At 40.9% G+C, this 12,540-nt stretch carries 8 protein-coding genes; 3 read left to right on the top strand and 5 right to left on the bottom strand.

Annotated features, from left to right (window positions below; genetic code table 11):
• Positions 1-319: 319 nt before the first annotated feature.
• A complete protein-coding gene (locus tag V7K98_RS20375; protein WP_335025059.1) occupies positions 320-2,044 on the bottom strand; it encodes an alpha/beta hydrolase in 1,725 nt (574 codons plus the stop codon).
• Positions 2,045-2,248: 204 nt separating this feature from the next.
• Here V7K98_RS20375 and V7K98_RS20370 point away from each other — a divergent pair, with 204 nt between their 5' ends.
• Entirely contained in the window at positions 2,249-2,443 is a 195-nt protein-coding gene (locus V7K98_RS20370; RefSeq protein ID WP_335025057.1) for a hypothetical protein, read from the top strand.
• A 13-nt stretch (positions 2,444-2,456) separates the two neighbouring features.
• Here V7K98_RS20370 and V7K98_RS20365 read toward each other — a convergent pair whose 3' ends face one another.
• The 3 genes from V7K98_RS20365 to V7K98_RS20355 all read right to left on the bottom strand — a co-directional run bounded on the left by V7K98_RS20365 (position 2,457) and on the right by V7K98_RS20355 (position 5,693).
• Positions 2,457-3,386, bottom strand: a complete 930-nt coding sequence (locus tag V7K98_RS20365; protein WP_335025055.1) for an ion channel — start codon at positions 3,384-3,386, stop codon at positions 2,457-2,459.
• 246 nt (positions 3,387-3,632) lie between these two features.
• Positions 3,633-4,568: a YsnF/AvaK domain-containing protein gene (locus V7K98_RS20360; protein WP_335025053.1), complete on the bottom strand. Its 936-nt coding sequence runs from the start codon at positions 4,566-4,568 to the stop codon at positions 3,633-3,635.
• Between the two features lie 240 nt (positions 4,569-4,808).
• Complete coding sequence (locus V7K98_RS20355; protein ID WP_335025051.1) at positions 4,809-5,693, bottom strand: DUF2382 domain-containing protein; 885 nt, start codon at positions 5,691-5,693, stop codon at positions 4,809-4,811.
• 267 nt (positions 5,694-5,960) lie between these two features.
• Between V7K98_RS20355 and V7K98_RS20350 the strand changes: the two genes are divergently transcribed.
• Positions 5,961-6,215, top strand: a complete 255-nt coding sequence (locus V7K98_RS20350) for a hypothetical protein (RefSeq protein ID WP_335025049.1) — start codon at positions 5,961-5,963, stop codon at positions 6,213-6,215.
• A gap of 50 nt (positions 6,216-6,265) precedes the next feature.
• Here the strand turns inward: V7K98_RS20350 and V7K98_RS20345 are convergent, their stop codons facing one another.
• Complete coding sequence (locus V7K98_RS20345; RefSeq protein WP_335025047.1) at positions 6,266-7,075, bottom strand: DUF2382 domain-containing protein; 810 nt, start codon at positions 7,073-7,075, stop codon at positions 6,266-6,268.
• Positions 7,076-7,552: 477 nt separating this feature from the next.
• Between V7K98_RS20345 and V7K98_RS20340 the strand changes: the two genes are divergently transcribed.
• Complete coding sequence (locus V7K98_RS20340; protein ID WP_335025045.1) at positions 7,553-12,376, top strand: non-ribosomal peptide synthetase; 4,824 nt, start codon at positions 7,553-7,555, stop codon at positions 12,374-12,376.
• Positions 12,377-12,540: the final 164 nt, after the last annotated feature.

Here is a 12,540-nt window from a genome sequence, read left to right as displayed (position 1 = left end):
GGATAGGGCTATGGCATCATTATTAATGCAAATTACAACAGCGTTTTATCTGCTGAAACTTTAGTGTAAATAGTAATTTGTTTGGGTTTAGCTTTGAGTTTATCAGAGTAATCTTTGAGACTTGTAGCATCACAAACTTAAATCACTGCTGAATAGGAAGATCCCCAACTCCTTAGAGAAACCGAGAATCTTGCTGTAAGTTATAATATTCTGCCTTCTACCGTACTACGTATATTTACTTAAGAAGGTAGGAGGGAGAAAGAATTTAAGGAACTTCAAAATAAAAAAATATCCAACTTAGATGTTTTTCAGCTTATAACTAACGCGGGGTAGGGGTAGGTTGAGGATTTGATACTTTGACTGACTGGGGAGTTGACTCACTGGATATTTGATTAAGTTGAGCTACCGATAACGACTGTAAAATACTGAGATTAAGCGGCTCTTTACTAATAAAAGTGCCATAAGATGGCTGCAAATAGGAACGGTATTCAGGGCGATTGAGGAGATGAGTTTCCATAAAAGCGACGCTGAGGGTCTTGAGATAGGAATAGACAGCATCCCGATCGGGGCCCAGTAAGGTAGGTGGCACAGGTAAGACATCATTTTCAGGAGTAGGTTTAGCCATCGCTGAAAAGTGGGTGGCGTTTTCAATCAAAGCCAGGTACTTATTGGATTCAGGCAGCCAGGTGAAGGGGCGAATTTGCTCAAATACAGGTGGAGCGAAAATATCCTGACTACCTGCTACCAGCATTACAGGTATTTTAATTTGACTCAGGCTGCTCTGACCCAAAACTGAACTGTCAATGGGATTAATCGCCATGACTGCCTTGATGCGATCGTCTTTGAGTTCATAATTTTTTGGAGGTAACTTAATTGCTTCACACTGCAATAAGAGCGACAAATTAAAGGATGAATAATTGGGATTACAATCTTGGCGCAGTTGCTCAAAGTTAATCTCTGCTCCTGCTAGAGTCAAAATAGTATAACCGCCAAAAGATTGACCAATCGCCCCAACTTGCTGAAAATTAAGTTTTCCCTGGAGGCTGGGATCAGATTTGTCTAGACGCTGGAGTTCGTCGAGTAGATACTTGATATCCAAAGATCGGTTGATAAATTCTGCTGGTTCTGGTGGTCTTGCCAAACCCGCAAAGTATTCCTGAAAGCGTTTAGCATTACTCCCAGGGTGTTCTAGAACAGCAACAGCAAAACCATAAGATGCTAGATGTTCAGCCAGATAGACAAAGGTAGAGCGGTCTGAGGCGATGCCATGAGAAATTACAATCAGGGGAAAGGGAGAAGACAGAGAACTTTGATTTGTGTTAGCGGGGTCTTTAGCCAGTTCTGAGTTTTGAGTTGTAGGTAAATAGATATCTATCGGTAGACGGCGCGAGCGAGAAATGTCATTTAGCTCTAGACTTTTTTTCTGCCAGAGAAATTTTCCTGGCGATCGCAAATCTGCTTGTTTCGAGAAGTCAACGGTTGAATTGGCGGCTTGGGCGATCGCTTCTTTTTGAAGAGAAGCAAAAACTTGATCCTTTTTCTTGAGCAATTGTGACAACTCATCAACTATCCTTAACCCCTCCGTGAAATTCACCCGCACAGTAGTGCTAGGAAATTTCCGCAGCAAATTCACAACCGTTAAACCCTCTTGCTTGTCAGCAGCAGCCAAAATCAAAGAGGCACGTATGGCATATAAGCCATTCTTTCGAGATTCAGTAAGGAGTAATTTTCCCAATTGTTCCATTACTTGCTCGCCTATAGGTGAGTAAGTCACCTGAGACACCAAAGTAGGAGTGACATTAAACCTTTGCTGGAGTAGATCCCGCAGTTGAGCAAGTTGTTGGGGCGTAGCACGGCTAGCATAAAATGAAAAATCTCGATCGATTTTGCCAACTTTGGCAAAAGTTTCCAGCGAGTCTACCGATAACGAGAATTCGCCAAAGGGAGGATAAAAAAAGCTAATGCGTTCAGCTGCCAATCCGGGAGTAGAAGTCAAGAAGGTAGATAGCAAACCTAAACCCAGGTATCTCAAAAATTTTTTCATTAGAAAAACCTACTGTCTAACCCTGGCAAACAATTTTGGACAGAGAGGAAAGCGGGGCAGGATCTATAAATGCTTTCCTATTTAATTGGTTTAGATTAGGACTTCTGCTGATTGTCCTAAACAATCAAAACATATCAGGAGCAAATTTTTCAGCCAAATAGCATCACTAGCGCGATAATAGATATAGAGATCAAAATACTTTATATGTCCTTTTCCTCCTGCGCCTGTTGTGCTGTTGTCCTCAACCAACAACAGGAGCAAAATATCTCACACCAAAACCAGTGCCAGGATGCACAAATTAACCATAGCAAGAGTATGGTTAAAAATCACACTGTAGTTGAAAATGGTCGAGTCGTAGTTAAACCCTTACAACCCCGACAAAATCAGACTTCCGAGTAAGTTTCAGAGCATTTCAACTCTGTTCATCTAAAGGTAAGACATCGTGGAAGCGGTTGTAATCAATGTAGCGATGTCCATCAGGTGTGTGGTGGAAGATATCGACAAATTGATTGTTCCACAAAATCTCATTAGCACCATAAGTATGACGGGCATGGACGACCTGTGCAACCGTTTCATCAATGCCACTCAAAGAGACGATCAGAATAGTATTTGTCTGGGTTAAAGATTCTGGTGTCATCCCATATAGAGGACTAAACTCATCAATGACATGCATCACTGACCAGCTTAAGGTGAAGCTAGGTGTTTGGTTCGTTAGCAGTTTGAGATCGTAGAATCGACGGATGAACTGCCCTTCTAGGGTTATTTCGTCACGCATTAAGTAGACTCGCATCTGCGCCTCCAGAATTATATTGCGACGCTTATTAGCGCTGCGAAATATGAGAGTCGGCATTGCATTATGAGGTGTAATTACTGCAACACGGCTAAAAACCACACGGGCTGTAGGTCGAGAGAATCGAGCAAACGCTAGTCCTGTCATCACAGCAATTCCCATCAAACCGATCATTGCTTCAATGGTGACAATAATGTTGGCGTAAGTTGTTTTAGGATACATTGCCCCATAGCCGATGGATGCTAGGGTTTGGACGCTAAAGAAAAAGACATCTAAAAAAGAGCCGGGCCGGGCATTGGCAATACAATCTCCGCCTATTAAGTAAGCTATGGCAAATAGAGCATTAATAGTTACATAGAAAGTACAAATCAGCAGCAGAAAGCCAGTCCAGGGAATTGTTAACAGTAAATGGTAGGGATCGCGCCAGTAGGAATGCCATACACCCATACCGATAATCTCCAATTTTCCATCTTTAACTTGAATCTGAATAGGTGGGATCAGACGCTGGCGCTGTTCTTTCTTCCGTGAAAGTCTCTTCAGTCGAAATTTCATTGCAAGTAGCCAAAAGAACGGCAACTGCTTAGTATTTTGACACTCTCCGGGCTGAAGTTATTAAATCAGCAAAAAAAATAGGGTAGGCAATGCCCACCCTACTAATTTATCTGCTAGAAACTTAGGGCTTTCCAAGAAATAAATTATCCATTTGTGGGATGGGCATCTTGCCCGTCCTAATATTGGGGACGGGCAAGATGCCCATCCCACAAGAAAATTTGGGATATTTTTTTATTTGGAAGTCCCTTATTTTTCAGGCTTTGGCGATCGCTCTTTAGAACAACGGTCAAACCACTCCTGGTATTTTTGCTGATGTGACTCATCTTCAACACCTATGGTAATACGCACCCGATTGCAACCGTGATTTTGCTCTAGTGCGATCGCATTCAATAATAAACTAGCAGTTTTCGGTGAGCTAAATTCGCCGCTTACCGTTAAACCACTATCAAAATGTGTCACTTCAAGTCCTTCTACTCCAGTCAAGTCAATGCCAGAAATTTCCTCTTGACCTAAATCAATTTCTGCGAGTTGTTTGCGTTCTGGGCTAATTTGTTCCACAATCAGCTTCTCACGCCGGACAGGAACTTGTACCATCCGGGTTTCTATTACTTTGCGAACAATCACCTCACCAACTTTCCGCTTACTGCTTTTAACTAATAAACGTTCTTCTAGTAGACGAATAATCTGTTCTTCGCTAACTTCTTCTAAATTTATTCCCTCAAGTGAGCTATTTGTAGTTTGATCCTTGACTAGTTGCTCAGTTGAGTTCTCTGATAATCGGGGTACATAGGGAGCAGGTTGCCCATAGGAATCGCCTGGTGTTTCTGTTTCTAAATATTCAGGCATATATTCGATTTCTGATTTGTTTAAGTCTATGAAAACAGATTTAGTCGGCTTGTCGATTTTTTTTATTCTTTGGCTCTGCAATCTAAATAAAGAAGGATGTTTATTGGCTAACTGCTGACCATATTCTAGAGTCTCTTGACTCACATGATTAGATATAACTAGGTTTAATCGGCGATTAGCATCCACAATTAAATCATGAACTACTCCTACTAGCTGACCTTGCCGATCGAACACCGTAAAATTGTTTACCTTCTTTCTTAAATCTGCTATGGAGGTGCTAGTGGGAGAGTCAGAGTTTGCCTGTCCAATGTTTTTTGTCATCGGTTGGCTATTCATAATGCAAAGTTAATGTTTATGAACTGCTTTTTACTTAGCTAAATTAAATGTATTGATCGATCGTCTGAATACCATTATGGGAAATGTATTTATCCAACTCATATTCAAATCGATATTCGCAATCCAAAAGCTAAAGTGGCATTAGATATTACAAGCACAGGCAAAGCTAATTCTACAGCCTCACCTGTACTGTGTCGAATTGATTATTAGTCATTAGTTACTAACTAATCACTCTCTTAGTTAGCGTTCTTCAATGGGAAGATTACCAGAATTCACATCTAATTCTTCACGACGCACAGTTTCTTGGGTTTCAACTGTTTCTTGATCGACCACTTTTCTAACTCTGACTTCTTCACGCAAAAATGCTTCTTTACGAATATCAGCAGTTTCTTCATGGATTTCTAAGCGAGCAACTTCACCTTCTTTGAAATCTGCTTCGCGCCCAGAAACGGCAGTACCTGCATCTGCTGGAGTTACACGTTCAATCACAACTCGCTCTCTTTCTATTGGCACTGCAACCCGTGCAGTCTCAGTCTCAACACGCTTGCCAATGGATACTTCTCCAGTTTTTTGGCGGCGTTTATTGGCAATCAGCCGTTCTTCATATAATCTCAGAGTTTGATGATCTTGCTCATTTAACCCAAATAAAGAAGGCTCATGTTCGTAATTGTAGCTATCACGATTATAAGTTGGCATTGGGGTAGCCACCGGTTGTTGATAGGTTGCATCTACAGGTGCTGATGCTTCTAAAGGAAGGGTGGAGCCTGTGGGTTGACGATATACGCCACGTACCCGTTCTTCGTAGTCGTAATCAAGGGTTTGACGTTCATTGAACTCAGGTAAATCTTCTGCTTGCTCTCTAGTCAAGCCAATTGTGTAGACACGATCAACATTATAGTCAACACGGGCGCGACCAATTGGTAGTAATACTTTTTTACCAAAAATCCAGAAGCCTAAGTCAACAACTAGATAGCGAAAATGACCTTCCTCATCCACTAAAACCTCGCTGACAGTACCAATCTTTTCGTCAGTTCCTTGTGTATAAACTCCAAGCCCATTAATGTCTTGACCTTCCAATGTATCACGATAGTTAGGCTCAAAATCTTGTAATTTGTAAAGAACCATTATATTATCCTCAAAAATTTTCTTCCCATCTCTTAATAACTAAGTTATCGATTTAATTACTTGTTTGCCTCCTTCTGGCGAATGAACTTTTTCAAAAGTTCAATAATCAAAAGTTATAGTTAGTTTTTAATAGTAGAGCAAAGAATTGAGTAAGGACGCGAAAGCATTGCAATATGAAGTGCGATTTTACTTTTTTAAATCCTTTCTCAAGATATAAATTTTTCTAAAGTTTAGATTGTCGGGTTTTTAGAGGATATTTGAAAAGTCATGATTGATGTATCAAATATTTTTTTACCCCACCCTAACCCTCCCCTTATAAAGGGGAGGGAACCGGATTTTTCTTATTTCCCCCCTTTACAAGGGGGGACTAAGGGGGGTAATAATGTGATTAAAATTATAGCAAAGTACTTTTCAAACATCCTCTTAGAGGAATTTGGAATCTTGTTGTTGAATAAAAAAATACAGGCAGAGATAAAAATTAGCTTTGCCTGCTTGATTATTTTAGATAAATTTAACAAATAAATTTACCGATTGGCTAATTAAATAGATTCATGTGTAGTAGTACCATGTTCCTACACGTTTAAATTCCCCGTAGTATCAACATCTAACTCTTCTCGACGAATGGTTTCTTGTGTTTCTACAATGTCATGTTCTACTACTTTCTTAACTCGAATTTCTTCACGTACAAAGGCTTCTTTTCGTATATCAGGCGTTTCTTCGTATACTTCTATGCGTGCAACTTCGCCTTCTTGAAACTTAAGTTCAGTAGCATCTACAACGTTTCCTGCTTCTGTTGGCGCAACTCGCTCAATTATAACTCGTTCTTTTTGAATAGGTACTGTAACAGTTGCAGTGTCTGTTTCAATGTGCTTACCAACCGTTACTTCTCCGGTTTTGATGCGGTGTTTGTTTGCTATCAATCGTTCTTCATAAAGTCTGAAAGTTTGATGAGATTGCTCATTCAATCCGTATAAAGCTGGTTCTGTCTGGTAATTATATGTATCGCTATCGTAAGTTACACCGCTAGTTGGAGAACGAAATCCACTACGTACTTTTTCTTCGTAATTGCGATCGAAGATTGTGTCTTCTTTGTACTCAACTAAACCTTCTACTTGCTGTCTACTTAACCCATCAACATAGACACGTTTTGCAGCATAATCAATCCTAGATAGGCCAATTGGTAGTAATATTTTCTTGCCAAAAAAATCTATGCTTGTGTCAATAACTAAATACCGAAAATGACCGTCATCATCAACTAAAACATCAGCTACTGAGCCAACTCTGTCTCCTCCCTCAGTATAAACTTCCAGTGTTTTAACATCGTCTGCGCCAAAAGTTTCTCGATAGTTTGGATCAAAATTTTCAAGTTTATGAAGAGGCATACACTGTTTCCAGGTTGTTTGTAACTTTTATTAGTGTAAAAAATATTGTGTTGAGTTTCATCCTGCTGGCGACTGAATTCAGTTGGTTCAGTTGAGATATTTTATGGTTTACAACTCATAGTTTATGAGTGAAATGGTCAATTTTAATACTTAGGTAATCAATAGGAGTATAACTAAAGTCGTAAAAACCTAGCAATTTGTTATTGATGACGGATTAGTGTCGTTGTACCTAATTGATATCAAATTTTTATGTGGCGACAGCTATTTAGTCATTGATACGGTAAATGACTTTATTTTGTCATTATCAAAAATACTGGATTGAGGAGCTTAAGTTTTAAAATCCTTGCTGTACAGGCTTTTCTGGCAATAAAAATTTATCATAACCACGAATAATTGGTCACTGTACACTTTCCACTCTGACTAGCCACTTTAAGTATTAGAAGCTAAGATTATAGTCATAAAGAATACTTACTTCTAATGAAAAATCCTACTGAACGTTCTCAACAAGACCTGAGTCTATCCCAGACAGAAGTTGAGCAGCAGCTTCTGGAATGGAATGAAAATCCAGCCAATTACGTAAGTAATATATGTATCCATCAGTTGTTTGAATACCAAGTAGAAAAGACACCTGAGCGAATTGCGGTCATTTTTGAAGACAAGCAGATTTCTTACCAAGAACTTAACCAGCGAGCTAATCAACTAGCGCACTATCTACAGACTCTGAATGCCAAACCTGAGATTCTAGTTGGTATTTGCGTGGAGCGATCGCTAGAAATGATCGTGGGACTATTAGCCATTCTTAAAGTGGGTGGAGCTTATGTCCCCCTAGATCCAGCCTATCCCTCAGAGCGCCTAGCCTTGATGTTAGAGGACTCACAGTTACCAATACTATTAACCCAACAAAATCTCCTTTCAAAGCTTCCAAAGCATCAAGCCCATATAGTTTGTCTAGATAGCGATCGCGACGCAATTACTCAACAAAGCCAAGAGAATTTAACCAGCCTAGTGACAGATGAAAACCTGTCCTATGTCATTTACACCTCCGGTTCGACTGGTAAACCCAAGGGGGTAGCTATCGAACATCACAGCGCGGTAGCTCTGTTGCATTGGGCAAAAGAAGTTTTTACAACCGAGGATCTAGCTGGAGTTCTAGCCGCAACATCTATTTGCTTCGATCTCTCAGTTTTCGAGATATTTGTTCCCCTCTGTTGGGGTGGTAAGGTAATTTTGGCAGAAAATGCCTTGTATTTACCTCGCTTACTTGCTGCTCAACAAGTCACCCTGATCAATACAGTGCCATCTGCGATCGCAGAGTTACTCAGAATTAATGGTATACCCACTTCTGTACGCACCGTTAACTTAGCCGGTGAACCCCTCCAGAATCGTTTGGTGCAGCAGATATATGAGTTGGACAATATTCAAAAAGTCTTCAATCTATATGGCCCTACAGAAGATACGACCTATTCGACATTTACCCTGGTGAAGAAAGGTGACAGTATCGTAACTATCGGACGAGCGATCGCCAACACCATCTGTTTTATCTTGGACGAACAGATGCAGCCAGTACCCATAGGTGTTGAGGGGGAACTTTACATTGCTGGTGAGGGACTAGCTAGAGGCTATTTGAACCGCCCAGAACTGACAGATCAGCGATTCATCCCCAACCCATTCAACAATTCAAAATTAAAAGTTAAAAATTCAAAATTATATAAAACAGGCGACTTAGTTCGCTACTTACCAGATGGCAATATTGAGTATATTGGGCGCATTGACCAACAAGTCAAGATTCGTGGCTTTCGTATTGAGCTAGGAGAAATTGAAACTGCGCTGTGGCAACATCCTGATGTGCAAGAAGCTGTGGTGATTGCTAGAGAATTTGCCCCTGGCGACCAACGCTTAGTAGCTTACGTAGTTCCCAAGCCCGAATCAGCAGACACGAATGTTGGTAATTTACGGCGTTTTCTCAAACAGAAATTGCCCGATCACACGATCCCTTCTCGCTTTGTGCAATTGAGTGCTTTACCCTTAACAGCTAACGGAAAAGTCGATCGTCAGGCACTCCCAGCACCCGCTCAAACCTTGAATGCAAGTGATAAGTTTGTTGCTCCTCGCACCCCTATTGAGAAACGAGTAGCAGAAATTTGGTCTACAGTATTGGGTATAAAAAACATTGGTGTTCATGACAATTTCTTAGCGTTGGGAGGACACTCCTTACTAGCCTTTCAGATCCTCTGCCGCATCCGCGATATCTTTCAAGTTGAGTTACCAATGCGGCATTTCTTTGAAGCCGCCACCATCGCTGAAATGGCTGAAAGCATTGGAAAAGCGCAACAGGAAGACAAAGGATCTATACTTTTGCCAATACAATCTATTGGGCGTTGCGATCGCAATTTACCACTTTCCTTTGGGCAAGAACGGTTGTGGTTTATTGACCAGTTAGTACCCAACCATGCTTTTTACAATGTTCCCGAAGCCTTTCGCCTCAGAGGTGTACTCAACGCCACCATATTAGAGCAGAGCTTGAATGAAATTATCAACCGTCACGAAGTCCTGCGAACTACCTATGCGAGTGTGAATGGACAACCCATACAGGTGATTCACTCAACTTTTCCCATCAAACTCTTAGTGGTGAACCTCCAAGGGCTGTCTCCAGATGATCGGGAATCTCAAGTCCGCCAGATCATCCTTGAAGAAGCCCAACGTCCTTTCGATTTAGTTAAAGGGCCATTGCTGCGAACAACATTGCTGCAATTGAGTTCAGAGGAGCATATATTCCTCCTCAACCAGCACCACATTCTTTGTGATGATTGGTCTTTAAGTGTTTTGTTCGAGGAACTGTCAGCGCTCTATCAAGCTTTATCTACTGGAAAGCCCTCTCCCCTTCCTGACTTAGCTATTCAGTATGCGGATTTTGCAGCTTGGCAACGGCAGTCGCTGCAAGGTGAAATTTTAGATAATAAGCTTGCCTATTGGCAGCAAAATTTGAGTGGTAGTCTACCCACGTTAGAATTGCCCACCGATTATCCACGGCCATTAGAACCAAGATATCAGGGCGCACGTCAATCGGTCGTTATCCCCAAATCCTTAACAGATGCCCTCAATGTTCTCTCGCGCCAAGAGGGAACTACTTTGTTTATGACCTTGTTAGCAGCATTCCAAACACTCCTATATCACTACACAGGGCAAGAAGACATTTTAGTAGGTGCGCCTATTACCAACCGCCACCGTTCTGAGTTAGAAGGACTAATTGGGTTTTTGCTCAATACTTTGGTATTGCGAACCAACTTGTCTGGCTCCCCAAGTTTCCGTCAGTTGTTAGGGCGAGTCAGGGAAGTAGCTTTATCGGGTTATACCTACCAAGACTTACCGTTTGAGAAACTAGTTGATGCTCTAGAGATCAAACGGGACTTGAAACAAAATCCCCTGATTTCAGCGATGTTTCATCTTCAAAATACCCCAATGCCTAAATTGACCGTTCCCGGATTGACAATGAACCGTTTGGGAATTGACAACGGGACATCTAAGTTCGATCTATACCTTGAACTGCGCGAGACAGCAGTAGGGATATCGGGCAACTTGGAATATAGTACTGACCTATTTAAAGCTGAGACGATCGCTCTGATGGTGGAACATTTTTCTACTTTATTACAGAATATTGTCTCTAACCCAGACCAGACAATTTCTAAATTATCCATGTTAACAGTCCCTGGCGATCGCCAAACTCAGCATATATCCAACGGCAATGTAAATCTTAGCGATCTACCAGAACCGGAAATGGATAGAAGCGATTTGGAAGCAGCATTTGTCGCACCTCGTACCCCGATTGAGAAACAAATGGCTGAAATTTGGAACCGAATTCTAGCGATCGCAGAAGTTGGGATTCATGATAATTTCTTTGATCTTGGTGGTAATTCTCTGCTAGCATCTCAGTTGATTTTTTTTGTCAGAGAAACCTTTCAAGTAGATTTACCGCTAAAAAGCCTGTTTGAGAAATCCACTATAGAAGCGCTGGCTCAGGTAATAGAGAAAGTGCGTCGAGATGGCGTTTCTTCTTTAACCAGTGCGATCGATTTAAAATCTGAGGTACTACTCGATCCCGCAATTGATGCCCAAGGAAAGGCTGTTGCTCAGGTTAATGAAGTGCGTCATATTTTTCTCACCGGAGCTACAGGCTATTTGGGGGCTTTTTTACTTGATGAACTGCTACAGCAAACTCAAGCAAAAATATACTGCCTGGTGCGCTCCCAAAACGAGCATGAAGGATTGAAAAAGATTCAACAAAATCTAGAAAAATATTCCCTTCATCACCCAAATTTTAGCTCTCGGATGATTCCAATTCCGGGAGACTTAGAACAGCCATATTTGGGTCTTTCTAGCGAACAGTTTGAAAAACTGGCTCTGCAAATTGATGTTATTTATCATAGTGCTGCCCAAGTCAATTTTGCTAAACCATACTCTGCAATCAAAGCACCCAATGTTCTGGGAACCCAAGAAGTTCTTAGATTAGCTTGTCTGGGCAAAATCAAACCAATGAATTACATTTCTACCATTGCTGTTTTTGGTGCGATCAAGCATTTTACAGGGCAAAAAGTAGTTTATGAAGATGACAACATTGAGTTTTCTCAAGACTATGTTGCTATGGATATTGGCTATGCTCAAACCAAATGGGTAGCCGAAAATCTTGTATTGATTGCCAGGTCTAGGGGAATACCTGTTAGTATCTTCAGAACAGGATTTCTTATGGGACATAGCAGTACAGGCATTGCTCATACAAAAGATGCTTTTGTGCCTAGAGTTATTAAAGGATGCATACAGCTTGGTAGTTTTCCCGAACTCATAGATCAAAAAGAAGAATTGCTTCCTGTAGATTACGCCACTAAAGCAATTGTCCATTTATCCAAAAAGCAAGAATCTCTAGGGAAAACTTTCCATATCGTACCACCGCAGGATCAAAACATTAGCATCATCGAGCTTTTTGAGTTTATTTGTTCTTATGGTTATCAACTCAGGAAGTTACCATATACTCAGTGGAAAGATGAGCTAATTGCAACTTTCAGGAACTCTCAGGAAAATGTTTTACATCCGCTTTTACCGATGATGTCTGAAAAAGTCTATCAAAATTCTTTGACAGTGATGGAGTTGTATCAAAATACAGTTGATTATGACTACCAAAATACCCTCAATGGATTGGCAGATTCTACAATTGTTTGTCCAGCAATGGATGCTAAAATGCTGGATAAATACTTCTCATATTTCATTAGTAGTGGTTTCTTAAATTCACCACCTTCAAGACAGGGTTAACCATTCATGCGGTAATTTTGAGCTTAATATTCCTCGTTCTAACTCAATACGGTTCAGTTAAGGAGAATAGTAGGTTGGGTTGAGGCTTTGCGAAACCCAACAAAACCCTGGAAATGTTGGGTTTCGTTCCTCAATCCAACCTACGCAGGTCAAGGTTTTTGGCG

It is taken from the genome of Nostoc sp., from assembly GCF_036917435.1.
GTDB lineage: Bacteria > Cyanobacteriota > Cyanobacteriia > Cyanobacteriales > Nostocaceae > Nostoc.
The sequence above is the reverse complement of the archived record's forward strand: the minus strand, read 5'-3'. Positions and strand labels throughout refer to the sequence as shown.